Raw genomic sequence first — 25157 nt, 5'->3', positions numbered from 1 at the left:
AAAAATTTAATTATATTTATCTTGCACTTACTTGATATAGTTCATTTGATACATTGCAAAATTAGAAAGAAATAATGACTCCAAATATTTCATTTGTAATTCTTCCCCATTGGATAATAGCTTGGCCAATTCCCCCACAATTTGATTACTCGCAGGGCTACGTTCTTGGATAAAATTCGTAATTGAAATTTGTTCAAACCCATACTTTCTTGCCTGCAAGCAAACCATGTCTCGTATGTAGATTTTTTGATTATGTATAGAGTGTGAAGAATTAAGTTGTTCATATAATGCTTCTATACTTATGCTATTGTTAACCATGAAAATTAATTTTCCATTTGTATTCATAACCTTAGATAGACTATTGAAAATGATATTCAAATCATCAGAGTAACAATCTAGAGGCTTTTCAATATAGACCAAATCTATCTTACCGATAAGTTCTTTGGGGAACTGATAAAAGTTATTAAACAAGAATGTATTTTCTGAAATAGAATTCACATCTATTTCATATTTCTGTTCTGTTGTACAAACAGACAAATCTGGTTTTATTTCATAATTTGACCATATTCGATTTTTTATTTGCAATAAGGTTGCTCCACATTTGACATCTACCCCCAAAATAGACCTTACATTAGACAAATGACTATAATCTATATTTAGATAAGCTGAAGTCATTCGTGCATCCAACCAAGCATCCAAACAATATTTATCTACAAAGGTTTTTCTTCCCTCTTCCAGGGAATTAGTTTGGTGGTCATTAGCGGTAGTTAAGCTGCCATAATGATACGTTACTGTATCTGCACAATAAATGAGTTTGTACCCAGCACGTCTAATCCTAAAGCTGATGTCATCGTCTGCAAATTCTCCACGGAAAAAACGAGTATCATAATAACCAATTCTATCTAAAAGAGCTGTGGGGCAACACAAAACATTTGGCAACAACACGACTCGTTCTTCCCATTTTGCAGGGTCACTTACATTGTATTCTCTTGCCTTTTCTTGAAATTCTTCTTTAGAACTGAAAGGAATAGATATTTGTTGCATATTGGAGATAGAGGTCGCCCCTGGAGACACATAACCAATATCTCGATCCGATTCTATACAGATAATTAAATTTTTTAACCAGTTTGGGGTAAAAATAAAATCGTTACATACAGCTGCACAATATTTACCCTCTGCTGCCATCAAGCCAATGTTGAAGCCTTTTACAACATGCATGTTATACTTCAAATGGATAACCTTTGCACCTAAAATAGAGTCAAAATACTCTTTTGTTCCATCCGTTGATCCATTATCGACTAGAATCAGTTCATATTCCACATCATCCGTATTCTTTAAAATGCTTTCCACACAATCACGTGTATAACTTAGATTATTATATGCAAGTAAAACAACACTTACTTTACAGTGAGCTTTTTCTCCCCGTAAAGCAATATCCGCATGGTCAACTGTTCCTACATCTGGATAAAAATGCGGATAATCTGCCTTGTTAACGAAGTTCTCCACGATATAGGCAATTTCGAATTCCAAAATCCGAAACAACGAGCGAAAATGAAAGCGAAAATCGTATACAAATTTCTCCACATTTTCGTTAATTGCACTCTGTTTAAGCTGCTCAATATAGAATCTTATATTAGCATTAATCTCATTTACACGGTTAGGTATAAGCACTTGCGCTGTAACATTTTCAATAGCTTCTAACAATTCAACCATGGTATCTAATACCGTTAAGTCGGACAGACTTAGCTCACCACGCTGGATGCAATCTTCTAAATAATGAATACCCTCATGACCAACTTGTAAAATGCCTAGTATCTGTGCTGCTGTTTGATTATCCATGTTCGTCTCCCTTAGATAAAAGTATTCCATCAGTATTTATATTGAAATTTCTCCACTTTTTGTCCTTTTCTGAAATAATAAGATCATCTAGAATAGGCCATTCAATTCCAAATGCTTTATCATCCCAACGTATCCCATACTCACTTGAAGGTGTATAATACTCACTAACCATATAATAGATACTTGTGTTATTTGTCAGGGTCTGATACCCATGAGCAAAACCTTTTGGGACGTATAAAGACAAATGGTTTTCCTCAGATAGTGTTACTCCAAACCATTTGCCAAAAGTAGGGCTTTCACGGTTAATATCAATAATAACATCGTAGATAGCCCCTTGAATGCACGAAACAATCTTGTCCTCACAATAAGGTGGCAATTGAAAATGCATCCCTCTGAGCGTACCGTGAATATGGTTAAATGCGATATTAGATTGAACCATATCAAAGGATATTCCATGATTCGCTAACGTTTCTTTGCAAAAACTTCTGGCAAAATAACCACGGCTATCCTTGATGGGCTCCATTTCAATCAATGCTGCCTGATGCAAAGGCACCGGATGAATTAACATATATAATCTCCTTTGACTAAAAAAACATTTTAATATATAGCTGTATAACCTTTAGAAATTAACTTGAATAGACTACCCCTAACTTGCATCAAATATCATAGTCTATCAGTATATAAAAGCTTCATAAGTTTATGTTGATTTTGTTCCTTTTGTGTAAATTTACAATAAAGAACAATAGAATCGAACTGTAAAACATCTCCTGATAGACTAACTATAATTAACTTCTAATGAATGAATTAATCATATATAACCGCAAATCCTTCCTCACTCTTTTTCATCGTGCCGGTAACAAATAGATCTATTCTAAAATTTCATTAAAAATATCTGAGTCAATTTAATAAAGTTCCAGACACTGCAACCATATAACTGATTTGAAGTTTCGACCTTGAACATTTTAAATCATTAGCTTATTAATTCAGGCCAATACAAAAGAAATTCATTTTGGCATCTGTTGTTAAGGTTGAAACTCTTAGTCATTTCCATATAGCAACAAAAACAAAAAACTCTTTTATATTGAAACCACCCAGCATTCTCTAACGTTTAAGCTGTTGTTCTAGAACACATTTGAAACTGTTCTATTTAATAGAATCTACAGAAATGCCTTGTTAAACTCTTCACTAATAAGGTTGGGAATCTGAGTATTGCCGCATGAAGGGCATAATCATACATCTTCACAGAAGAACTGTTTAACCGCAAATATACAACTGCTTGTTAGTTCTTTCTATTATTTAACGAGAAGTGCTTTCAACATTTCCGCTACAAAAGGCTCGAGAGTATCACTCGGTATAAGATTAGAATTATCATAAAGACTAGTAAATTTAAAATTCACTACATGATCATTCCCTTTAGGACGAATGATTTTTACTGGTAAATGGAAAACTTCTAGTGCGACCTTTTGCACTAAAAGAGCATATTCTAAAACACTCATCGTCTCATTTCCATATGCATGAAAAATACGCTCAGTCGGGCTTTGTTCCAAAATCCAGAGCACCTTCTTGCATACATCAGATACACCGACAAAATTGCGGAGTTGATTTCCCGGAGTTAAAAGAGTTATCGTATTTCGCTCTACTGCTTCTCTACAAAAAGAAAATGGGATTAAATTCCAACGCTTGAACTTTTCAAGGTTTATAGGAACGCCATAAAGATTAGAAGGTCTAACTATCCATGCATTCACCCGATTAGTACTATCAAACATCTGAATAGTTTGTTCTGCAACACAATGCGCTAATCCATAGTCGTTGCTAGGAGAAACAGGGGTATGTTCTATCAGCCTTCCTTCCCTTGTACCAAAGACATGAAAACTGGAGATGTATATAAAATCTCTAATATTGTTTTCAGTGCAAAAGTCCAGAGCTGAATGAATGCCCACTGCATTTTCTGACAAAGCACGGTAAGGATCTGTCTTATAAAGCATTTCATTAGGGGAAACCAAATGTATCATCGCGTCGATTCCACTGCTTTTGAGGGACGCCACCTCATACGGATTAGAGAAATCCATCTTAAGATTCCCACACGCGTGTCTTGTAGCAGTAATGACATTGTAGTTGTGCTTTCTTAATATTTGAGCCATGTGAAGAGCTATATAACCATTAGCGCCGCTAATCAGTACCTTCTTTGATCTCATTATTCTTCTCCTTCATTACACGGAATTGGAACATTGAAAAATGACTGTGCCCAGGGCTTATCTTTTTGTTGTACCATATGTTGCCCAGTATCAGTATGACGATAATATAGTGATCCGCTGTTCAAGTTAGTATTTCGCAAAAGGGCTTGATTTCCGATGGTCACATGATTGCCAACATTACAATTACCAACTATCGCTGATTGTGGGGCCATAGCCACCCCTTTACCTAATACAGGGTATACTCCATGAACAGCTCCTACTGTGCTTCCTTGACAGCACACAAAAAAATCACTGTAAGACGCCTTTCCCAATACCACTCCACCTCCATGTAAAACAAGAAAAATGTTGGGCATTTTCGCATCATACATACATATAAATCCGTTCAAAGTTTTGTTTAAGTAAAAGAACTTAGAAGCAAGCTCAGTGTCCTCAAATTCCGTCCAAACCGAATTAGATAAAAACCATAAAAACAACGTGTATTGATCGGAATGGAGATGAGAGAAAAAGGTAGTTTCCTCGTGATGATACGATTTTAATGCTACATGTTGAAAACAATATTCAGAACGTTCTAGTGCCTGATGAAAAGACTGACTAAAACGTTGTTCCTTGAGTGTCAATCGATTGTCTGGAAAAAAGTGATTTAACTGATGGAAGACATAAGCCTTCAATTCATCGATTGATAAGGTCAGTTTAAACATAATCAGCCTCCATATAAAAACTGTATTCTTGTACACCAATCAAAGATTAATTATTTGTTAGTCCCTCCAAATCTTCCATGGAGCCTTCTGGTTTTCCCAAAGTTGATCAAAAATTATCTTTTCACGAAGAGTGTCCATTGGTTGCCAAAAATTATTGTGCCGATAAACATTTAGTTCTCCGTCCCGAGCTATGTCTTGCATAGGGCCCTGCTCAAAAATGGTTGTTTCTGTATCGTAAATGTAGTTAAAAACTTGAGGCTCACAAACCATAAAACCACCATTAACCCAACCACTAGCTCCTTTAACTTTTTCGGTAAAACCTATAACTTTATCACCATCTAATTCTAACCGTCCAAATCTTCCATCTGGCTGTACGGCGGTAATAGTTGCAAGCTTATTGCTTTTCTTATGGAAGTCAACGAGTTCATCAATATTGATATTAGCCAAACCATCACCATAAGTAAGCATAAAAGAACTATTTCCTATATAAGGCTCAATCTGCTTAATACGACCACCAGTCATTGTATTTAGACCCGTCTCCACCAAAGTAACTTTCCACGGCTCTAACTGATTATGATGGACTTCAAGAGCATTGCCAGAAGTAAAGTCGTATGTAATCGCTTCTGATCTATGTAGAAAATAATTTGCAAAATACTCTTTAATAGCGTAACCTTTGTAACCTAAACAAATAATAAATTCATGAAATCCGTAGTAGGAATAGATTTTCATAATATGCCACAATATTGGTGCACCACCAATTTCAATCATAGGTTTGGGCTTTAAATGAGACTCCTCGTTAATTCGTGTCCCCCTACCTCCTGCCAAAATGACAACTTTCATATTTTTCCACTTCCTATGCTTACTATTAATATGTCATTCATCCTTATTTTTTATATTTACTTTTCCCCATCTTGTTTCTGTCTATTAGAAAATTAATATTCTTCATAATTTTCCATAACGGAAAAAATATTTTAATAAATCATTCCACAGGCATTTCTACTCACTCAATTTATAAATTAGAATGATGAACTAGTTCTACCTCTCTTAATCAGTCCTGAAACTTACAACGTTAATCCCAACTCACACATTTTTTGTCTGATGAAATTAGAATCACTATGGTAACTGTAGGCTTTTTTTAACACTTTAGCTAACATTTCACGATTATCTGCCTTCTCACATAGAATAATCCAAAGTTGAAAAATATAATAACTTCTCTCATTTTGAAAATAAGCATCTTCTATATAAATTAATGCAAGCTGAATATTCCCTACATTTTTTAAACATTCCGCAATACGAACGTTCGTTTTGGATGATTCACTAGACGAAATATGTTCTATTCCTTGTTGAAGAAAGAGCTTATAAAAATGCAATGCCATATTATAATCTTCACACAAGTGAAGACACTCTGCTATTTCAAATAAAACATAAATATCTAATGGTTTTTCAAATAAATCCACTAATAAAGACTGCTCTGAAAGTTGACAAAAGTCTTTAATAATCGAAGTCACAGTAGAGACATCATCAGAAAGTAAAGAAACATGTTCATTAGTATAAAAATAATTAATAATTGTTGCATCTTCAAAAGGTAGATCAAAACGTTGTTCTCCTGGATTGTAGTTACGATAAGTAGCTATCAAATGGATCAGCAGTAGTTTGTTACGATATTTTATATCATTCGTTTGGTTAAATAATTCTTTATACATTTCAAAAGCTGAAGCGTAATTATGCTGCAGTAGCATAAAATAAGCGAAATCCGACTTTAGTTTAGTAAAGATATCTTTACTAAACCGTTCTTTAGCAAGATCATAAGTGCTCTTAGCAATAACCGTGTTCTTGCTATAAAGAGCACCCTTAAATAAATATAAAATATCTTTATCCGAAGCAAAATCATAAATTCTTGATAAAAACTTTACTACAGCTTCATTTTGCTCATGCTTAGACAGTATCGATATCATATTAATTAAAGCATTTAAGTTATAAGGGTTAAATTTCAATGCTTCAGCATATGACTTAACACAAAGATTGAACTCTTCTATCGTATAATATAAGGTTCCGAGTTTCTCAAGAATTTTATCTATATTTAAATGTGCTCTTGCTTGTGATATAACAATATTTTGCATATTTTCTATGGCTAAGTTATATGTTTCGATTGCATCATAATACTGATTATCATTACGATAAATGTCTCCTAAAAACACATAAAAGTCTGGATAGTTCGGATATTTAAGAATGGCTTCTAAGCATGTTTTCTTAATAATTTCCTTTGAATATCGAAGAGCAATCATCATATCTATCATATTAGAGTAGTTTTTTTGATAAACTCCTCTATTTTTTGCATTGTTATATTGGATTGTCTTATAAGCATAATTAAGTGATTCCTCATAATTCCCGTTTAGAGCAAATGCCTCTGAAACATAAAAACATAAGTCGCTATCTTTAGGACGATGTTCTAGCTCAGCTAACAATAATTCTAAGTTTCTTTGTCCTTTATTTTTATTTTTCACCTCACTAACCGAATATCCTGTATGAATAATCTTGAGAACTTCTACTGCGTCCAAAACCTTCAATTCACGCTCAGTATGATATATAGCTTCATGGATAGAGCCTCTATACATAATATTTGGGTCTTTTCTAAAAATCCTCACGGAAACAAATGAGTTTATTGTTTTGTTATTCGAATTTTTTTCTACATTATTCATAAAACTAGCTATGGCGTCGAATTTCTGAGTATCTGCAAGTTTAATCATATTTAGTATATTATCCCTACAAGACTGATCAAAATACTCATCCGCATCCAAAAAAATAATCCAGTTACCAGCGGCTTTAGAAAGGGCAAAGTTCCTTGCAGCCGCAAAATCTTGCTTCCATTCGTATTGGTGTAATTTTGCACCATATGCCTTAGCTATTTCGATAGTTTGATCGCAAGAGCCAGTATCAACAACGATTATTTCATCAACAATTCTTTTCACGCTATCTAGGCAACTTTTGATGTTATTTTCTTCATTTTTTGTAATTAAACAAGCAGTAATCTTCATATATAGCAACCTTTCTAACGATTTTATGAAAGAAAAAAATACGTATAATAAAGGCTCTAGCATTCCTAGAGCCTTTATTATTAAATATTTTTATTAACGAAGAAGTTGAAGTACACCTTGTGGTTGCTGATTAGCTTGGGCTAACATTGCTTGAGCAGCTTGAGAAAGAATAGAGTTCTTAGTTTGGTCCATCATTTCTTTCGCCATCGTGCGAACATTTGCTTTCACAACTGACTAGACTATATCTTCATCCTCTAGCAATCTAGTAGGAGTCGGGCACTTCGGATTCACAATGCTGATGGTCATTGTTTCACCTATGGATTTCATCATCATAGCATTTACCTTAGATGGTTTATCCTAGTCGTTGAACCTTCTCCAGAGTTTCCTCAAAGGAGCTTGGCTGCTGATTGCCCAATCTTTTCTTTTTTCAAACCTTCACGTTTGTCGTTTCCAACTACGTTGTGGTAAGAAAAGCTCTAAGGGTTTTCCAGCAATTCACCCGATAATAATCGCTAGCCGTTACCAGCTAGGACGACTGTGCTTGTTACTGCTTAGGCAGCTAAAGCATAATCTACGTCACGGATACGAGATTCCGCAGCAGTTAAGTTTTCAGAAGATGTACCTAAATTATTTATTGTATGGTCTAAACGATTTTGGTAAGCACCTAATTTCGAACGTTCTGCTGATACTTTTTCAATTGCACTATTAATAGCTGTTATTGCAGCAGTTGCCTTTCCAGAAGTTTCAATGTTGATTGCATCTCCAGAAGAATCCCTTAATCCTAAATCAGTTGCCTTCATACTGCTAATTCCAACAAGCATATTTTGACCGGAATTTGCACCAATTTGTAAATTAACGGCTTTACTCACGTCAGTTGAAGCTGCTTCCATCTTACCAACAGAAATTGTAATATTTTCACCAGTCTTCATACCAGTTAAATCTGTTAAAGTTATATTGGAACCAAATCCTGTTAATGTCGTTGTATTTGTTAGTGTTGCAGTAGTACCAGTTGGATCAGAGATAATAAAGTCTGCACCCGTTCCTGCTGTATCAGTTACACGAGTAATTGTGATTGTACCCGTTTTAGTTAATGCATCCGTTGAAGTTGCTGTTGCACTAAATGTTGTCATAGAACTATTATTTTGAGCTGTTACTGAACCATCTATCTTATCTTTTAATCCAACTTTACTTCCATCAAGAAGTTTTTGAGTATTGAATTCTGTAGTATTAGCAATACGATCAATCTCTGTTGTTAATTGGTTAATTTCCTTTTGTATTTCTTCTCGATCAGATGCTGTATTTGTATCATTTGAAGATTGCACAGCCAATTCACGCATACGTTGAAGGATAGAATGTGATTCATTTAAAGCACCTTCAGCTGTTTGGATTAGAGAAATCAATTATGTTATCGCAGTGGTTTTTTATCCTCTGCTTCTTTATGTTTCCATAAAGTTCAGGTCATATCTTCATCCCAATAGGATGCCCCGCGCTCTTGGGTGGGTTATTGGTACGGTTCCTCACCACCTGACCGTCACACCTTCCTAATTACTATTCTACCGATTCATTAGGCTTGGCTCGGTATTGCCCTCCATCCATCTATAGAAGACTGGTTTGGGGTTCCACCGAATTCACGGAGTGTTCATCTAAACATTACTGTTTAGAGCGGCATTTCTAGTTTACCGTCTTGAGCGTTTTTAGACGCCATATCTAATCCACGAATTTGCCCACGCATTTTTTCAGAAATTGCTAGACCTGCTGCGTCATCTCCCGCACGGTTAATACGAAGGCCTGAAGATAGTTTTTCCATTGAACCTTGTTGGCCAGCATTAGCTGCACCCAACTGACGATATGTGTTAAGCGCTGCAATATTGTGATTAATTCTCATTTCTTATTTCCTCCTTGAATGGTTGTAATCCCACATCCTTGTGGAATTTGATTATAATTACAAACAGTACCAAAGTCGGCCGCCTTTTGTACTTATTTGTTTTACATACTATATATCGACATGTTTTGTAATTGTTTAATAGACTTTAAGATTTTTTTCTACAAATTTTCGCAAATAAAAACACCCGGAATTTTGATTAACGGGTATTTTTAAAGTTTATGTTTAATTGTCTAAGTAGATCAATTGAAGCATGGGAGGCTTGGCTATTTTCGTTTTGAATATCAAGGTAAACTTCTTTTCGAAGTATTTCAACATGTCGTGGTGCATCTATTCCAATCTTAATTTGTTCACCACTAACTGATAGGATGGTAATTTCTATGTTATCACCGATTTTAATTGATTCATTAATTTTCCTAGTTAATACAAGCATTCTCCCACCTCCTATTTCGTTGACACTTTTTCAAAAATGGAATGTTTTGTTTGATATGAAGTATTTGTTAAAATAACCTGTTTACCAACTTGTTTTTTAGTATTTATAACCACAGGTGCTTGGAGATTTGCCGTTGTTTTTTCAAATGGATCCTGAACTGTTAAAATCACATAAATAGTTACATCTTTTTCTGAATCTAACTGAAGTTGTTCAACCACCTGGTCATCAATCATAAAATCATATTCTTTATAAAAGAAAAAGGGATTGGTTACAACAAAGGCTAGCTGCGAATTAACTACAGATTGCATAACAGAGATTCCTGTGTCCTGTCCAAACGGAAGAATCACGAAACTTTTTTCTTCTAAAAAACCAGGTATTCCGTTTGCAAACTTAATGATTTCACTTTCCTCTATATGTACTTCACCATGATATTTCGTATCAATTTTCATTTTTTCACAACCTTATTATTAGATCTCTTGCTTGTAGTTTACACCTACATATTTTAAATTAGCAAAATCAATCTTAAGAGATTGTCTCTGCTCTAGACGAATATACGCCTTTCCAGGGATATATTCGTGAATTGGCTTATTAATGCTTGAATTAATAATTGGCTTGTTCACTTTCACCTGGATATCAACTGCTGCAGGAACATAATTAGTCTTGACACTAAAATGGGAAGGTATCCAACCTATATTAAATTGGAACTCAGGTCCTTCACTATTTCGTTTTGCTATTTGAGCAATTGGATTTCCACCGTTCTCTATTTTCATTAGTTCATTGCCTTCTTGCGCTCGTCTTGCAATTCCTTCAAGCGAATTTTGATAACCCTTATCAGCAGCTTCAGCTATCCGCCTTGAGATATGCTTCAAATCCATATCAGCCCAAGCCTCTGTTTGATCAATTGTTAGCTTTCCAGGGGTAGTTCGGATTTCCAAGTCGGCTTTTGGCTGTTGAATTGACAAGTCTGCCTTTGGCTGTTGAATTTCTTGGATTGGCTTTGTAGTCCTAATTCCTGTTTTAGCATTTTGAGATTCTAAGCGAATTTGAGCTAATCCCATAGCTTCACTCCTATCAAAAAAGCTATCCCATAAAAAGATAGCTTACCGTAAAAAGTCCATAAGTGATGGTTGAATAATTCTAGTTCCTACTCCAAGTGCTGCACGGTGCACTGCTTCTGCGGTTGTTAAACCAATGATAACTTTTTCCATTTCGGCATCTTCGTTTTCGGAGATAATCTTATTTGCAATTACCTCTTGTGAACCAAGTCTATCATCTATCAGTTCAATACGATTATATCTTGCCCCAAGGTCCGCTCGGTTTGCAACTACATTGGTTAGGTGAGAATCTAAAGTATCAAGATATTTTCCAATATCCCCACTGTCATCGTTAAGATCATTGATTAGATTATCAAGCTCTGTAAAAATGTCATTCGTATTACCACCTTTTAAAAGGTCAGTAGTCTTCACGTTGACATTAATATGAACACCTTTGGAAACCTCAAGTAAAACATCATTAGTCGATGAGGAGATTTGATTTGCATCTAAATCTACTGGTGCTTCGGTTGTATTTGTTCCATTAAAAATAAACTTATTTCCAACCTTTGTGTTGGCAATGGTTGCGATATGCTCTTTTAGTTGTTCAATTTCGACTGCTATGTTTGCTTTTTCATCAGGACCATTTGTCCCAGTGCTAGCCTGGACTGTCAACTCACGCACCCTCTGAAGTGCCTGTGTCATCTTGTCCATCGCATCATCTGCCGACTCCATCCACGTATAGGCTTCTGTTAGATTGCGTTGGTATTGTTCAATTTCAGCAAGATCTGTACGATATCGCATTCCTTTAATTGCCACAACTGGGTCATCGGATGGTTTCGTAATCTTCTTTTGCGTATTTAATTGATCTTGATATTTTCCTAATCTTTCGTAACTACTACTTAGGTTTCGCAGCATATTATTTGTGAGCATTGATTGTGTTACGCGCATAATTTACACCTACCTTCCACCAGTGCCTAGGCCATTTATAATTCTATCTAGCATTTCATCAAGTACTGTAATCATTCTCGCTGAACCATTGTAAGCATGTTGAAACTTAATCATATTTGTCATTTCTTCGTCTAAAGAAACTCCACTAACTGATTGACGTCTGTTTTCTACTGAATCCTTTAACACCGCTGAGTTTTCTGACATACGAATTGCTTCCTGCGAGTCTACACCCATAGATCCAATGAGGGATTCATAATATGACTGGATACTTCCAGCAGTAATCGGGAAGCCAGGTAATGTACCGAAGTCTGCATTTTTCACGTTCGCAAGATTAGTAGCATTGTAGCCATTTCCAGATTCACCTTGAATGGTCGAAACTGCAATATGGCTGAGATTATCAATGTTTGAAGATACTTTGATAGTTGCAGCTGCCCCTTTATATGCATTTGCACCAGTTCCAGTAAACGGTTCGAAAAAGTCGCCGCCCTGTACACTCGCCTCAGTTGAAGTTTTCAATGTAAATCCTTGGCTGTGTACAGCATTGAACTGTGTAGCAAACGAATACGCCATTTTATCCAAATCATCTAGCATTTTTGGGTAAATGCCTTTTTCCGCACCATTCTCAACATATCCGTATGTTTCAACTAGTGCCTTCATTTCTCCACTACGAATAAATGATATATCTTGCCCATCTAATTGAAAGCCAGTAACAGCACCTGTTGGCTGGTCATTTACCCCATCACCATCAGAATCAGTTGCAGGAACAACTGAAAGCTTTTTAAAGGTATTTCCATCAATCAATTTGGTTTCTGTCCCGTTGTCACCAACTATTGATATATCTAAAATACCTTCTGCAACAGGTAAAGAATCGCCGCCACTGCTTCTTGGAGGATGAACCTTAATCTCTACATATTTTGATAGTTCATCAATTAACCGATCTCGCTCATCATATAAATCATTTGGAAGATATCCAACTGGTTCGATTTCGGAGATTTGCTTATTGATTCTGCTAATTTGATCAGAAAGCGAGTTTACTGATTTCACAGTTACACTGATTTGTTTGCCGAAGTCGTCTTTTATGGCAGTTAATGAGTTTGATAGATAAGTAAAGGTGTTTGCTACCATTTCACCACGTTGGCGCACTACCGAACGCGCACCTTGATCCTCTGGGTTTGCTGCTAAATCCTGAAGTGACTGCCAAAACTGATTCAAAGTATTTGCAAGTCCAGTTTCGGACGGTTCGTTCATGATTTCTTCCATTTTTCCTAAGGCGTTTGCGCGTGTTTCCCAGTAACTTGTCTTTGTCTGCTCACCACGGAACTGAACATCCAAAAAGCTCTCGCGCACACGTTGAATCGTTCCGGCTTCAACACCTGTTCCAACCTGTCCAGGAATTTTTGCCGTATTTAGACCAGGAGAAGGGTATGGATTTGTCTGTGAAAAATTAACACGTTGCCTTGTGTAGCCAGGTGTACTCGCATTCGCAATATTATGTCCAGTTGTATATAGCGCACTTTGCTGGGTCACCATTCCGCGACGTGCTGTTTCTAATCCATGAAAAGTTGATACCATTTTCCCATCCTCCGTTGTTTAAGCTTTTGAATCAAACATTGAGCGTGTTTGCTTTTTTTCTTTAGTTCCTGCTGGGTTGCCATAGCCCGCTATTTGCTCCTGTGGAAGAAGCATGTCCAACGACATATTCACGTATTGCAAGGATTGATAAGTGAGCTGCTGATTTAAGTCGTTCGCAGTCTTTAAATCGTGAGTCACTTTAACCAATTCCTCTTGTAGTCCCGTTAGCTCCGATCGAACTGACTCACTCGCCATCTCAATACACTTAGATAATGTTTTATCCTGAACAAGAGGTCCAAGCCATTTGTCAACAATTACAATCCGTTCATTTTCCAATTGTTTGATCGCTAAAATGTATTTCTGTTCTTCCTTCATTTGATCGTTGAGGGCATCGATGTTGCCTTTTTTCAAAATGTCTGTTTTTTGCTCAGATAGCTTAAGTAAATTTTGGTGTAAAGTAAGTATTTTTTTGAGCAGCACGACTAAGTTTTCAGCTGACATAATGACCCTCCGTTAATTATTTTTTAAAATAAAAATCGTAGACGCTTTTCGCAACGTCTTCTACGTTCACCTTATAGGTCCCGTTTTGAACCTGTTGTTTGAGCGCTTCTACCTTCTGCTGGCGCGCAACAGTAATCGGTGAAATTTCCTGTAGTTGTTTAGCCGCTGAAGAAATTTCAACTTTATCTGTCTGAGTTGACTTTTCTGTTGCTGCAATCTTGTTCATCTGCTTTTTATATGGATTCATTCCAACGGGTCCGAACTGGTTAATTTTCATGTTAAAGCCTCGCTTTCTATCCGAACTTCATGTCTTTTCCTTTATATCGGCAGCGACATGAAAATGTTTAGAAATTTTTCTCTACAAAATACGTTCCTTTATTACGTTCTTTTAATTCTTTTTTACGTTCTTCTTCTTGTTCAAAAATCGATAATTCACTGCGTAGTTCCCTTGAACAGGTGTCACATAATATCCCTTCGCGTATTATGGTACGACATTTTTGGCATGGATATCCAAGGTTTGGGAATTGAGCCAGTTTCAGACGCCCTGTTCGTATGAATTTGATGATTAATTCTTCATCAACGCCTGTTCCTTCAGAGGCCTCAAAAATAGTTGCTGTACGATTTTCTTTTTTTCGAATAAATTTATAAACGGTTTCGAACGCGACTTCCTCTGCCTTATAGCATTTTTCACAAACATCACGAAGATTTGTTTTTACAAATAAAGCCCCGCAATTTGGGCAATTCATTAGTTCTCCCATGTTAATTCTCTCCTCAAACACCTTATTTCCTTCTATTATATCGGTGTTTTTGGGAGAGTTTATAGTGACAGATTTTTGAAATCCTATCCTCTCATCAACGTCAGAGAAGATACCGACTTAGCCCCAGCTTCTATCAGCACCTTACCGGCATGCCTTAACGTCGAACCCGTCGTATAAATATCATCTACTAATAAAATGTCCTTATCCTGAACAACATCTTTCACTCGGAACACATTTTCTCCAGAAATCCGTTCATCTCGGCTCTTTTTCGACTGTTTCTCCAAGTGGGTTCGCGCTAATACTTCATGAACATGAACACCCAATAATTCTGCTAACGCCTTAGCTTGGTTGAATCCGCGCTCATACAAACGCTCCTCACTTAATGGAATTGGGACAACTGAATAGGAAGAATTAAATTGAGTTTTGAAGGCTTTTTTCAGAGGTGTTTTAAAAATAGAAGAAACGGCGTAGTCACCGCGGAATTTGTAGAGGGAAAGTACATCTTTTGCAAAGTCATTATAGAGGTAAATCGAACGGTTCTTTGTAAGTACGCTCTGCCATTCCGGTTCATTTTCCCAGCGGATACAGTCATAACAGAGGTTTCCTTCACGATACTCATCGGGCAGTCCAGTAAATGATCGACCGCAAATTTCACAAAGACCACCGTCCACTTTTTCAAATTTTTCGCTGCAGGTAGAACAAAGTGGATCCGGTTCGGTTAACGAAAACAATGTTGACCAGGAATCCACTTCTTCAAAATAAGTGTGGCAAAGTAAGCATGTAGACATACTTCAGCTCCTTTTGAAATGATGGCATTGAGGATTTTTCGCGACGATGTTTACGGCCTCCGCAATTTTCACATAAATATTGGCCATCATTTGTTTATTAAAATATTGGGCTCGGACATACGCCACTCCATTTTCCTTCGATACATAGCGCGGTGGTAGATTATTTAGCGTGAGGGCAAATACATCGTTTTTGCATTGTTCACATTTGCAAGGCAAGTTGTATTCAGACCAGTTTTCATTGATTGCTTCAGCCACAAGCGGCTCCATTGCATTAAAAACCTTCACACGAACCTCTCCATTCTCTCTTTCTTCTATTATTATCACACAATAAACATAATTTGGAAATATATTTTTATTTATCCCATCATTAACATTAATAGATTTAAGACAATTGTAAATTCCCCTTTCATCCTATGGCCAATAATACTTTTGCACTATATAAAAACCCCTAAGCGGATTTTTTTATCCAACCTAGGAGTTCTGAGTCAATCTATCTTTTTCCCATAAAAAATGTATCGATATGGCGCGTCACCCAAGTATCCAAATGGATAACAGGTGGTCACAACAAGCTCCTCGTTTGGCGCGGTTGATTTAATGACGGTTCGATCATCTGCATCCACAATTTTCGTATCGACAATTTCATAGGTAAAGTCGCCGTATTCTAATTGCACAACAAAGGTGTCGCCAATCTCCAACTCATCAAATTGTTTAAACAGTGTATCGCGGTGACCAGATAATACGATTTGATCGTTTTGAGTGGGTAGTGCGGTGCCGAGGTAATGTCCTACACCAACTCTGAGTTCTTCTTCATCCGTCCCTTCAACAATTGGCATTTTTTCACCAAGCTTTGGTACCTCTAAAACACCCATTGTTTCACCTTTTTCAAAAGTTGGAATGACAATTTCCTTTTCAGCTTTTTCCACGGTTGGAGGTGTGGAAATGAGTTCTTCCGCTTGAACCAACGCTTCTTTTTGTGCCTGATTTGAATCCCAAATTTGAAAAATCGAGTAACCTGTCAATGAAATACCGCCGATGATGAATAATAGTGCAATTGTATAAACAACCTTTTTCACTGGAATCACCGCCTTAATCCGTTCTTTCTTCGTTACCTTTAATCATAATAAAAATGGGTTGTGAAATCAATCTATGAAGCCGTGTTGGACGGCTTCTTTGTTCATATTTTCTATATGTTTTTTTGCCTTAATCATTTCTCTTGTTCTGCCGTAATGGAAAAATAAAATCTCTCCGGTTGGAAATTGGGCACTGCGACCAACACGACCTGAAATTTGGACTAATGCACTCTCTGAAAAAATTTTATCCTCCGCACCTAAGACAGCGACATCAATATTTGGGACGGTTACGCCTCTTTCTAAAATGGTTGTGGTCACAAGAATAGGGATTTCACCAGAGCGAAAACGTGCAACCTTTTCTTTTCTGTCTGGGTCCTCCGCATGAACGCCTTCAATTCTAGTGTCTAGTGTTTGCAAAATTTCTACGATATTTTCTAAATAAGTAATCCGCGGGACAAATAGGAATGCTTGCTTGCCAATCGCCAGAAGGTTCTTAACCCACGCCACCACATTTCCTGGAAGCCTCTTCTTTTTCATTAATCTCTCCCAGTTCCCACACCATATAAACTCAGGTACTGGTAATGCACGACGGTGGTATCTTGCAGGAATCGTTACAGCTGTTCTTTTACCCGTTTGAATTTCCTTTTTCCAGGTTTGATTAGGTGTTGCGGTAAGGTAGATCGTCGAGGAGATATCCTTCTTCGCTTGATTAACAGCATACTGAAGCATCGGCTCAACTGAATACGGAAAAGCGTCGACTTCATCGATGATGATCATGTCGAAGGCTTTGTAAAAACGAAGTAGCTGGTGGGTAGTGGCAAGTGTAATCAGGGCTGTTTTGTTGTGGTCCTCGCTTCCACCATACAAAGCGATGACATCAATTCCAGGGAATGCAGATTTGATCCTCGGTGCAAGCTCAATTACGACATCAGTTCGGGGCGTAGCGAGGCAAATCTTTTTACTGGACTGAAGTGCCGTCTCGATTCCTTCAAATAGAATCTCAGTTTTTCCTGCACCACAAACAGCCCAGATAAGCAACTGGTCATCAGTTCGAACTGCCTTAATTAGCTCTGTTGAAGCCCTTTGTTGTCCTGGAGAAAGTGTTCCTTCCCACAAAAGTGGCTTTTCTGGAATCTCAACAATTGGACTTGGTCCAGTCCAACTAACCAAAACCGAACATTCACTCATCCGCCCCATATTGATACACTTTCGGCAATATGCACATTCACTTTTACACCTTGCACATCCAAACGAAGCGAAAAGTCTTTGATCAGAATTTCCACATCGAACACAATTATAACCTTCTTTCGTTTTCGCAATACAATTTCGATATTGCAAATAACCATTCAAATAGTGTTGATGTATGTCTTCAAGGGAAAATGGAATTTCTTCGAGTAGGAGTTGTTTGCCGTAGAGTAGATGTTGGAGTTCAGTGAAGTACTCAAATGTGGGATTCAGTGGCTGTTGGTAGCATGATTCAAAATCGGTAATGCGCTTGGTGTCTGGCTTGTCCGATAATGGTTCGGGGGTTAATATTTTGTTTTTAAGTAAAAATCGCATGGGAGGACCTCCTTAATCATTTTCTTATAATATTTCAAAGACTATTAAAAACATGTTTAAGAATCCAATTATTGGGGAGATTAGATAATGAAAGGTTGGGATTGACATGATGAAATGGGTTATAAAGCACGGGTTATTGCTTTGCATCGGTTCGATTCTACTCATTGGAGCATTGGCGGTATTATTTCAGGAGAAAATTCAAATTACGTCCTCAACGTGGACTGTTCTGTTATTACTCTATTTTGTGGTGCTTAGTCTGTATAGCAGCTATGAGTACAGAAAAGCGCCTGTAGAAGAAAAGAAAGAAGAAACCCCTCAAAATGAACAATTACTAAAAAATTAGGAGCCCATCCTAATTTCTTTTTTGCCATAAACAGCGCCGCACACCCGCACGGCGCCACTTCATTTTTATTTCTTATACCACCCTAATCCAATCGCGCCTTCCCCAAGATGGGTCCCAATAACAGGTCCGAAATAGCTTAGTAAAAATTCTACATGGGGGTATTTCTTTTCTAATTCTGCTTTTAGTTCCAAAGCTTCTTCTTCGATATTGGCATGAATCAACGCTGCACGCATTGGTACACCTTTGCTTGCATCTTCATCAAACAATTCAAATACTCGATTCATCGCTTTTTTACGTGTGCGGATTTTTTCAAAAGGCACAATCACTTTGTCCTCAAAGTTTAGGATTGGTTTCACCTGTAACAAACTGCCGACAAATGCAGCTGCCCCGCTCAGGCGACCACCTCGCTGAAGATTTGTGAGATCATCAACCATAAAATAAGCCCGAACGGATTTCTTAATCTCATGAAGCCGCTCCATAATCTCATCAACAGGCTTTCCTTCTTTCGCCATTTCCGCTGCCTCCAGCGCATAAAAACCCTGCACGATACAACTAATTTCAGAGTCGAACGGATAAACCTTCACACCCTCAACCATTTCACCAGCCGAAACTGAACCCTGATAGGTCCCGCTAATTCCACTCGATAAGTGAATACTAATGACAGCATCGTAATCTTGACCTAGTTTTTCAAAAAGCTCAACAAACTCACCAATCGGAGGCTGAGATGTTGTCGGCAATTCCTTACGAGCCTTAAGCTCGTCATAGAATGCCTCTGCCGTAATATCGACTTCCTCACGATAGGTTTCTTCGCCAAATACAACACTTAGCGGAATCATATGTATATTAAGTTTTTCACGAAGTTCCTTTGGTATGTAAGCTGTACTATCAGTTACAATCGCCGTTTTCATAATTTTTACCTTCCTGTCCTGGTTCTTTATAATTTCCATTTTAAATGAAAATGGTGGGGATGTCACTTACTGAAAGCATAAAAAACGGGAACCCGATGTCGTTTTCCCGTTTTTCTTTACTTCACTCACTTTATTCTATTCGGGTTAGCCCTACCTATAGGCGATAACTTCTTACAGCCTAAACTTCCTAACCGCATCTTGTAACTCTTCCGCCATAAAGGATAACGATGCAGCCGAAGACGCAATTTCTTGCATGGAAGCTAATTGTTCTTCTGTAGCTGCGGATACCTCTTGGCCCTGTCCAGTTGTTTTCTTCGCAATTTCATCGATTTCACTTACCGCTTCAACCACTTGTTGCGCACCTTGTGTCATTTGTGCGATTGATGCTGAAACTTCTTGTATTTGAGAAGATACATCATCTACAAATTGTTGAATTTGCTTAAAGGATGAACCTGCATTGTTTACCACATTTATTCCCTTTTCGGTCTCTTCTGTTCCATGATTCATGGACTCTACCGCTTGTTTTGTGTCTTCTTGGATCGACGTGATCAGTCGGCGAATGCTTTCGGTCGATTTTGCTGACTGCTCCGCTAATTTCCTCACTTCGTCTGCTACAACCGCAAAGCCTTTTCCATGCTCTCCCGCTCTAGCTGCTTCAATCGCTGCGTTCAAAGCTAATAAATTCGTCTGACTCGCGATATCAGAGATCACATTTACAATTTGGTTAATTTCTTCGGAACGTTCTCCTAATGAATAAATGATTTTTCCTAAATCAGATACTGACGTATTGATGTTTTGCATTTGTTGAATGGATTCCTTGATTGCCTGTTCACCATTCTCTACAATAGCCAGCGCTTCAACTGAAGTGCGAGAAACAGTTTGAGCATTCACTTCAATTTGTTGAATGCCAATATTCATTTCTGTTACGACCCCAGTCGTTTTTCTAACCATTTCTGTCTGTTTTTCAGTGCCAACCGCAACCTCTTGGATTGTATTTGCCACCTGTTCAGTTGCCTTCGTATTTTGTTCTGAGCTTGCAGTCAATTGCTCTGAGGATGCTGCTAATGTCTGTGATTTTTCATCTACATGTGTTAAAAGTTCTCTCAATGATCCCAACATTTTATTAAAACTATTCCCTAATTGTCCAACCTCATCATTGTTTTTCACTTTTATAGATTGAATAAGGTCTCCATTACTTACTTTATCTGTAACCTGCACTAATGTATTCAGAGGTTTCGTAATACTTCTAACTATTAAAATGGCAATGACCATCCCAATCACTATAAAAATGGCTACTACCCAAAATGTTGATAGAAGAATTCCTTGAGTTGCTTCATTAATTTCATTTTGTTCCATTACACCTGCAATTTTCCACCCTGTAAGTTCATTCGTTACAAAAGCAGTTTCATATTTATTACCTTGAAATTCATCAGAAAGAATTCCGCTTTGCTTTTCAAATATTAGTTTGCTATACGTTTCCCCTTGTGGGACAGAACCAGTTTCTTGAACTGGATCGACTAAATATTTTTTCTCTGCAGTAAGGATAAACGCATAACCCTTCTCACCGATTTTCACACTCGAAGTGATTTCTTTCAAAGATTCTAAATTAATGTCCAGACCGACTACCCCAGAACCATCATTTATCGTTTGCGCTACGGTCACTAAGATACTACCAGTAGCCAAATCCTCGTATGGCTCTGTAATAATCGCTTTACCCGGGTTAGCAATGGCCTGTTTATACCATTCCCGCTCTCTTGGATCAAAATCTTCTGGTAGATTTGCTTGAGGATATAAAAACATGTTCCCATCTTTGGTTCCTGAAAAAACCGTCACAATGTCAGGATGTAAAAGCGAATATTGTGTAAATGTCTCAATTGTGTTTGATGTTTCTGATTCAGCAAAAGACCTGCCATTCAGCTTGGATGCGAAATACTCAACATCATTATATTTTGAAGATAAGTTATCTGTAATATAACCATCTAAAAGATGTACACTTGCTGTTGAACTTGCAAGTATCTGGCTTTTAATTTCCTTCTGTGCATTATTGTAAGACATAAAACCAATCATAAAACTTGGTAATAGGATAATTAAGATAAAGGTTATGTACAACCTCTTGCCAATCGTAAAATTAAATAAATGCTTTCGTTTACGTTTTTCTTGGTTGTTTTTCATAGATGAATTTCCTTTCTACGTTTTCACGCTCTTCGTTATACCAACACAATACTTTTATTTTATCGACCAGTTAAATGAATTTTTTAGTTTTGATTGCAAGTAAATATACTCAAATCAAAAAGCCAACTTCAATAAAAAGTTAGCTCTAGGAAATTATTTAATCATATTATAGTTGCAAATTTGTTGCAATCATTGCAACAAAACCTTTAGTTCACTTTACATCCTCATTTGATTCATCTTTTGTTCCAAGTTCTTTCGATTGCTCAATTTGGATCTTTTCTACTTGTTCAAGAGTCGTTTGTAGCTGTATGTTATCCTGCTTGAGTTTTTCAATTTCCTTAAGCAACTCTACTTTTTCGGTATTTTTTTCATCAAGTTGTTTCTGTTGGACCTCAAGCTTCTCTATTAAATGTGGAGCAATTGTTTGAATAATAGCCTTGCTAGATTCGTCCTCCCAAACAACACCTTCAGCTAAAAAGGTCATAAGATTTGCAATGTTTTCAGTGGCTTTTGGGTCATCAATCTGTTCTATTTTAGGTTTAGCTCTTACAATATCATCATCAATCCGTCTTAATAAATATTCAATATCGAGTTCAATATTTTTTGCAGCAATTACCTGACCATCGTAGTTTTTTGCCGTAAGCTTTCCTTTGACAGTTGATTCTTTATTAGAAAACTTAATTGTCAAAAGCTCTAAAAATTGATGGGCGTTGATATTTGCTTCAATGGGAATATGATATGTACCGTTTTTATCCAGTTTCAACGGATTGACATGAAGTATGTATTCAGCTAAATCCCCTTCAATTGAGAACCCAACATCTGGTCGATAGCCATATTCACTATCTCGGACAACCTCGATAACCAAACTTCCATCTTTTTTCTTAATAACTTCTAGGTGTTTAATGAGGTTTTCTGCTGAAGCCGTTGAGACATTAATCATATTTTGATATTGATTTGTAAAGTAGGAAAAGGTAGGAGTATTTGCTAGTAAAGCTGCGGAAATTAAGAGACCTGCTGATAAAAAACCAGTCGCCCTGAGAATTGTTTTTTTCAATTTAGTCACCCCTGTAATTTGGAGAAGTCTAGACTGGCGACTTCTGGCCAGCCTAGGCTTGTTATTAATTATTAAAGTCAAGCAAATATATAGTGCTTCGTTAGCCTAAAAGGAATTATCCAAGTTCTATTCAATTTTTCGTTCCTTCTCGTTATGCTACATTATTGTTGTCATAATCCCTCATAAAGAACCTTGATTTCTCAATAAAGAACAAAACAAACAAAAAAATTTACTTATTTGTAATTGTAACTTTTACATCCTTATCAGCAGCAGCACTCTTTGCTGTAAATACTACATCTGATGTTCCTTGTTGATTTGTTACATTCCAACCTGCTAAATCCGCAAGGGATGTTGCCACTTTAGAAGCAACAACTGATGTAGAATCATTTTTAGAAACCTGGACTGTTTTCTCTAGCTGTTCAGTTCCATCGTTAAAAGTAACTAGTAATTGTCCAGATTTTGCAATTTCCCCATTAATCGTTAATGTATTAACTTGTTTTACACCTTCATTACCTTCTCTACCATCTTGTTTACGAATGAATTCACCTTCGATTTCTGCTCTGTTATCTTTTTCAGGAACATCAATGTTAAAGTTTTCATAGTTTTTATCCGCCTTTGATGTGAACACTAATGCACTTCCTTCAGCAGTGATGTCCCATTTACTAGTTAAAGGTAGAAAGGATTTTTTTCTAGATACATAGAAATCCTCTATAAAAGCTTCAGCAACCTCAACACCTGTTCTTGGCAATACTTTTCCACCAACAACTTTTTGTGTGGCACCAAAAAGCCAATCGATCGAATATCCATCACCATCGTTAATAATAAATTTAAAATTACTCATCTTAGGTGCATAACCCTCATCAAACTTATAGCTTACAACTGTTTTCGTACCCTCAACCGCAGCTTTACCAGCCGTATTTTTCACAAGATTTCCTTCAACTGAATTCACAAAATCCACCTGTGTCGCAATAACCTCTAAATGAATGTTCCCTGTTTTACCCTCAAAGTCGATGTCGTTTTTACTATGTGGCCAATCAACTAGAATACGATAGTTTTCTTTATCAGCCTCTGGTTTAAATGAAGATGTATGATCGAGCGGTACCCACTTACCATCAAGTTGACGCTGTACTGTTAATGTAACAGGGGACTCCACACCTTGTGGGAAAAGATCCCCACTTGGAGTTAGCTTCACAGTATATTCTACTGGCACACTAGTTCCATTCTTATCCACCTCAAAGCTATAAGCTTCAACTGTATCCATCCCAGGGTACAACGCATCCTCTATTTCGAATTGTTCATCACCAATTTCATGTCCATCATGTGTTGCATTTACCTTAAAACTTGCTGATTTTGCAACATTATTGCCACTTGAAAAACTGAGTGAATAGTAAGCTATCGTTCCTACTATTGCAATAGACACAACAAATAAAGCAACTAATCCGATAATACTCTTTTTCTTCATGATATCCTCCCCGTTTCTACTTAACTTTTAATCTAATAATGTTTTCATGCCTCCTTTATAGAATAATTATGAGTAATAACGGTGAAATGCTTTATGTATGGCTACTTTCTCCTCGCTGTATGTTTAGCATCTTCTTAATCATTCCAATCGTTATTATCAACAGAATAAAAAGAGAGAGTAAGATCATACCAGTTGGGGTTTGCAAAGCTTGGGCCAACTGACCAAACTTTGGAATCGTAAAGACTAAAACTCCAACAATTTGGTCATGAGACACTAATCCATCGTCAACTACATTGTTTGCATCACCTTTTGTTTGAAAAAAGGTTTCCCCGTTTTTTTCTTCTAAATCGACAATTCGGTGAGTAACAAGAGTCTGTTCGTTCAATTGGTAGGTTATGACATCCTTTACCCGAAGCTCACCAGGTTTTTTTTCCCTGACAATAATCATGTCTCCTGGTTGTAATTCAGGCTCCATGCTTCCCGTCATTACGGTCATAATCTTAAATCCAAGAATGGTGGGAACTTGTCCAACCTGATTTTTCAATTGAAAGATCGAGACCAACGTCAAAATGCTCAACAGAACCAATAATGCAAATAATACATTTCCACTCCATCTAATAGTCTTCTTAAGCATTATTCCACTCCTTTTTGAAAAAGGATTTTCATTAATTGTTCTTAAAAGAGAACAACTCTTATATAACATAACGCATAAATTAATAAACTTCAAGCTTTCGCTAACAAAAAATTCTTTACAAAGAACGACACAAAATTAAAAAATCAAAATTTTGGAAGGATCCTGAAAAAAAAGCCAAGCCCCCAAACGAGCGCTCAGCTTTCCACCAATCTATTCTATTACCTAACCTCAACCCAGCCCATTTAGTAAAAAGGCTCAATAACACTAGTTA

24 protein-coding genes and 5 pseudogenes are annotated in these 25157 nt (G+C 37.0%); 1 reads left to right on the top strand and 28 read right to left on the bottom strand.

Features of this window, described 5'->3' with window-relative positions:
* Positions 1 to 27: 27 nt before the first annotated feature.
* The 22 genes and pseudogenes from ABC371_RS08295 to ABC371_RS08190 form a co-directional block, all read right to left on the bottom strand.
* Positions 28 to 1839, bottom strand: coding sequence for a glycosyltransferase family 2 protein (locus ABC371_RS08295; protein WP_412896364.1), 1812 nt, complete (start codon positions 1837 to 1839; stop codon positions 28 to 30).
* Positions 1832 to 2407, bottom strand: a complete 576-nt coding sequence (gene rfbC, locus ABC371_RS08290; protein WP_412896363.1) for a dTDP-4-dehydrorhamnose 3,5-epimerase — start codon at positions 2405 to 2407, stop codon at positions 1832 to 1834. Before rfbC ends, ABC371_RS08295 begins: the two co-directional genes overlap by 8 nt.
* Before the next feature lie 724 nt (positions 2408 to 3131).
* Positions 3132 to 4034: an NAD-dependent epimerase/dehydratase family protein gene (locus ABC371_RS08285; protein WP_412896362.1), complete on the bottom strand. Its 903-nt coding sequence runs from the start codon at positions 4032 to 4034 to the stop codon at positions 3132 to 3134.
* Positions 4034 to 4732 (bottom strand): LbetaH domain-containing protein, encoded by a 699-nt coding sequence (locus ABC371_RS08280; RefSeq protein ID WP_412896361.1) that lies wholly within the window; start codon positions 4730 to 4732, stop codon positions 4034 to 4036. Before ABC371_RS08280 ends, ABC371_RS08285 begins: the two co-directional genes overlap by 1 nt.
* A 57-nt stretch (positions 4733 to 4789) precedes the next feature.
* Entirely contained in the window at positions 4790 to 5572 is a 783-nt protein-coding gene (rfbF, locus tag ABC371_RS08275) for a glucose-1-phosphate cytidylyltransferase (RefSeq protein WP_412896360.1), read from the bottom strand.
* Between the two features lie 221 nt (positions 5573 to 5793).
* Complete coding sequence (locus ABC371_RS08270; protein WP_412896359.1) at positions 5794 to 7767, bottom strand: glycosyltransferase; 1974 nt, start codon at positions 7765 to 7767, stop codon at positions 5794 to 5796.
* Positions 7768 to 7860: 93 nt separating this feature from the next.
* Positions 7861 to 7974 (bottom strand): annotated as a pseudogene (locus tag ABC371_RS08265) (flagellin); the annotation flags it as partial.
* Between the two features lie 344 nt (positions 7975 to 8318).
* Positions 8319 to 8477: pseudogene (locus tag ABC371_RS08260) on the bottom strand (flagellin); the annotation flags it as partial.
* 476 nt (positions 8478 to 8953) lie between these two features.
* A pseudogene (locus ABC371_RS08255) lies at positions 8954 to 9164 on the bottom strand (flagellin N-terminal helical domain-containing protein); the annotation flags it as partial.
* 281 nt (positions 9165 to 9445) lie between these two features.
* A pseudogene (locus ABC371_RS08250) lies at positions 9446 to 9652 on the bottom strand (flagellin N-terminal helical domain-containing protein); the annotation flags it as partial.
* A 196-nt stretch (positions 9653 to 9848) separates the two neighbouring features.
* Complete coding sequence (gene csrA / locus ABC371_RS08245) at positions 9849 to 10082, bottom strand: carbon storage regulator CsrA (protein ID WP_412896358.1); 234 nt, start codon at positions 10080 to 10082, stop codon at positions 9849 to 9851.
* Between the two features lie 11 nt (positions 10083 to 10093).
* Complete coding sequence (gene fliW / locus ABC371_RS08240; protein WP_412896357.1) at positions 10094 to 10531, bottom strand: flagellar assembly protein FliW; 438 nt, start codon at positions 10529 to 10531, stop codon at positions 10094 to 10096.
* An 18-nt stretch (positions 10532 to 10549) separates the two neighbouring features.
* On the bottom strand, positions 10550 to 11140 hold the full coding sequence (locus ABC371_RS08235) for a DUF6470 family protein (protein ID WP_412896356.1): 591 nt from the start codon (positions 11138 to 11140) through the stop codon (positions 10550 to 10552).
* A 42-nt stretch (positions 11141 to 11182) separates the two neighbouring features.
* Complete coding sequence (gene flgL, locus ABC371_RS08230) at positions 11183 to 12064, bottom strand: flagellar hook-associated protein FlgL (RefSeq protein WP_412896355.1); 882 nt, start codon at positions 12062 to 12064, stop codon at positions 11183 to 11185.
* A gap of 9 nt (positions 12065 to 12073) precedes the next feature.
* Positions 12074 to 13636, bottom strand: coding sequence for a flagellar hook-associated protein FlgK (gene flgK / locus ABC371_RS08225; protein ID WP_412896354.1), 1563 nt, complete (start codon positions 13634 to 13636; stop codon positions 12074 to 12076).
* 18 nt (positions 13637 to 13654) lie between these two features.
* Entirely contained in the window at positions 13655 to 14137 is a 483-nt protein-coding gene (locus ABC371_RS08220; protein ID WP_412896353.1) for a flagellar protein FlgN, read from the bottom strand.
* A 16-nt stretch (positions 14138 to 14153) separates the two neighbouring features.
* Positions 14154 to 14414, bottom strand: a complete 261-nt coding sequence (gene flgM, locus ABC371_RS08215; protein WP_412896352.1) for a flagellar biosynthesis anti-sigma factor FlgM — start codon at positions 14412 to 14414, stop codon at positions 14154 to 14156.
* A 67-nt stretch (positions 14415 to 14481) separates the two neighbouring features.
* Positions 14482 to 14895 carry a TIGR03826 family flagellar region protein gene (locus tag ABC371_RS08210; protein WP_412896351.1) on the bottom strand — a complete coding sequence of 138 codons (414 nt, stop codon included), beginning with the start codon at positions 14893 to 14895 and terminating at the stop codon, positions 14482 to 14484.
* Between the two features lie 83 nt (positions 14896 to 14978).
* On the bottom strand, positions 14979 to 15683 hold the full coding sequence (locus ABC371_RS08205; RefSeq protein ID WP_412896350.1) for a ComFC family protein: 705 nt from the start codon (positions 15681 to 15683) through the stop codon (positions 14979 to 14981).
* 3 nt (positions 15684 to 15686) lie between these two features.
* Positions 15687 to 15968: a late competence development ComFB family protein gene (locus tag ABC371_RS08200; protein WP_412896349.1), complete on the bottom strand. Its 282-nt coding sequence runs from the start codon at positions 15966 to 15968 to the stop codon at positions 15687 to 15689.
* A gap of 200 nt (positions 15969 to 16168) precedes the next feature.
* Positions 16169 to 16756, bottom strand: coding sequence for a class D sortase (locus ABC371_RS08195; RefSeq protein ID WP_412896348.1), 588 nt, complete (start codon positions 16754 to 16756; stop codon positions 16169 to 16171).
* A 66-nt stretch (positions 16757 to 16822) separates the two neighbouring features.
* Positions 16823 to 18313 carry an ATP-dependent helicase ComFA gene (locus ABC371_RS08190; protein WP_412896347.1) on the bottom strand — a complete coding sequence of 497 codons (1491 nt, stop codon included), beginning with the start codon at positions 18311 to 18313 and terminating at the stop codon, positions 16823 to 16825.
* Between the two features lie 106 nt (positions 18314 to 18419).
* Here ABC371_RS08190 and ABC371_RS08185 point away from each other — a divergent pair, with 106 nt between their 5' ends.
* Entirely contained in the window at positions 18420 to 18656 is a 237-nt protein-coding gene (locus ABC371_RS08185; RefSeq protein ID WP_412896346.1) for a hypothetical protein, read from the top strand.
* 65 nt (positions 18657 to 18721) lie between these two features.
* On the opposite strand, the gene ABC371_RS08180 is transcribed toward ABC371_RS08185, so the two are convergent.
* From ABC371_RS08180 to ABC371_RS08155, 6 genes and pseudogenes are all read right to left on the bottom strand, one after another.
* On the bottom strand, positions 18722 to 19564 hold the full coding sequence (locus ABC371_RS08180) for a DegV family protein (RefSeq protein WP_412896345.1): 843 nt from the start codon (positions 19562 to 19564) through the stop codon (positions 18722 to 18724).
* A 171-nt stretch (positions 19565 to 19735) separates the two neighbouring features.
* Positions 19736 to 20683, bottom strand: coding sequence for a methyl-accepting chemotaxis protein (locus tag ABC371_RS08175; protein WP_412899299.1), 948 nt, complete (start codon positions 20681 to 20683; stop codon positions 19736 to 19738).
* A pseudogene (locus ABC371_RS08170) lies at positions 20675 to 21619 on the bottom strand (cache domain-containing sensor histidine kinase); the annotation flags it as partial. The pseudogene ABC371_RS08170 and the gene ABC371_RS08175, both read right to left, overlap by 9 nt.
* Before the next feature lie 328 nt (positions 21620 to 21947).
* A complete protein-coding gene (locus ABC371_RS08165; RefSeq protein WP_412896344.1) occupies positions 21948 to 22790 on the bottom strand; it encodes a hypothetical protein in 843 nt (280 codons plus the stop codon).
* Positions 22791 to 23019: 229 nt separating this feature from the next.
* Positions 23020 to 24252 carry a hypothetical protein gene (locus ABC371_RS08160; RefSeq protein ID WP_412896343.1) on the bottom strand — a complete coding sequence of 411 codons (1233 nt, stop codon included), beginning with the start codon at positions 24250 to 24252 and terminating at the stop codon, positions 23020 to 23022.
* A 91-nt stretch (positions 24253 to 24343) separates the two neighbouring features.
* Positions 24344 to 24886: a signal peptidase I gene (locus ABC371_RS08155; protein ID WP_412896342.1), complete on the bottom strand. Its 543-nt coding sequence runs from the start codon at positions 24884 to 24886 to the stop codon at positions 24344 to 24346.
* Positions 24887 to 25157 lie beyond the last annotated feature (271 nt).

It is taken from the genome of Bacillus jepli (assembly GCF_047238305.1).
Classification (GTDB): domain Bacteria; phylum Bacillota; class Bacilli; order Bacillales; family Bacillaceae_L; genus Ferdinandcohnia.
Note: the sequence above shows the minus strand (reverse complement) of the source record. Positions and strands in the feature narration are given on the sequence as shown.

Bases quoted from the DNA above. Each gene is read 5' to 3' on its own strand.
- ABC371_RS08295 (WP_412896364.1), bottom strand. From the start codon at position 1,839: ATGGATAATCAAACAGCAGCACAGATACTAGGCATTTTACAAGTTGGT.
- rfbC (WP_412896363.1), bottom strand. From the start codon at position 2,407: ATGTTAATTCATCCGGTGCCTTTGCATCAGGCAGCATTGATTGAAATG.
- ABC371_RS08285 (WP_412896362.1), bottom strand. From the start codon at position 4,034: ATGAGATCAAAGAAGGTACTGATTAGCGGCGCTAATGGTTATATAGCT.
- ABC371_RS08280 (WP_412896361.1), bottom strand. From the start codon at position 4,732: ATGTTTAAACTGACCTTATCAATCGATGAATTGAAGGCTTATGTCTTC.
- rfbF (WP_412896360.1), bottom strand. From the start codon at position 5,572: ATGAAAGTTGTCATTTTGGCAGGAGGTAGGGGGACACGAATTAACGAG.
- ABC371_RS08270 (WP_412896359.1), bottom strand. From the start codon at position 7,767: ATGAAGATTACTGCTTGTTTAATTACAAAAAATGAAGAAAATAACATC.
- csrA (WP_412896358.1), bottom strand. From the start codon at position 10,082: ATGCTTGTATTAACTAGGAAAATTAATGAATCAATTAAAATCGGTGAT.
- fliW (WP_412896357.1), bottom strand. From the start codon at position 10,531: ATGAAAATTGATACGAAATATCATGGTGAAGTACATATAGAGGAAAGT.
- ABC371_RS08235 (WP_412896356.1), bottom strand. From the start codon at position 11,140: ATGGGATTAGCTCAAATTCGCTTAGAATCTCAAAATGCTAAAACAGGA.
- flgL (WP_412896355.1), bottom strand. From the start codon at position 12,064: ATGCGCGTAACACAATCAATGCTCACAAATAATATGCTGCGAAACCTA.
- flgK (WP_412896354.1), bottom strand. From the start codon at position 13,636: ATGGTATCAACTTTTCATGGATTAGAAACAGCACGTCGCGGAATGGTG.
- ABC371_RS08220 (WP_412896353.1), bottom strand. From the start codon at position 14,137: ATGTCAGCTGAAAACTTAGTCGTGCTGCTCAAAAAAATACTTACTTTA.
- flgM (WP_412896352.1), bottom strand. From the start codon at position 14,414: ATGAAAATTAACCAGTTCGGACCCGTTGGAATGAATCCATATAAAAAG.
- ABC371_RS08210 (WP_412896351.1), bottom strand. From the start codon at position 14,895: ATGGGAGAACTAATGAATTGCCCAAATTGCGGGGCTTTATTTGTAAAA.
- ABC371_RS08205 (WP_412896350.1), bottom strand. From the start codon at position 15,683: ATGTCTACATGCTTACTTTGCCACACTTATTTTGAAGAAGTGGATTCC.
- ABC371_RS08190 (WP_412896347.1), bottom strand. From the start codon at position 18,313: ATGCGATTTTTACTTAAAAACAAAATATTAACCCCCGAACCATTATCG.
- ABC371_RS08185 (WP_412896346.1), top strand. From the start codon at position 18,420: ATGATGAAATGGGTTATAAAGCACGGGTTATTGCTTTGCATCGGTTCG.
- ABC371_RS08180 (WP_412896345.1), bottom strand. From the start codon at position 19,564: ATGAAAACGGCGATTGTAACTGATAGTACAGCTTACATACCAAAGGAA.
- ABC371_RS08175 (WP_412899299.1), bottom strand. From the start codon at position 20,683: ATGTTGGGATCATTGAGAGAACTTTTAACACATGTAGATGAAAAATCA.
- ABC371_RS08160 (WP_412896343.1), bottom strand. From the start codon at position 24,252: ATGAAGAAAAAGAGTATTATCGGATTAGTTGCTTTATTTGTTGTGTCT.
- ABC371_RS08155 (WP_412896342.1), bottom strand. From the start codon at position 24,886: ATGCTTAAGAAGACTATTAGATGGAGTGGAAATGTATTATTTGCATTA.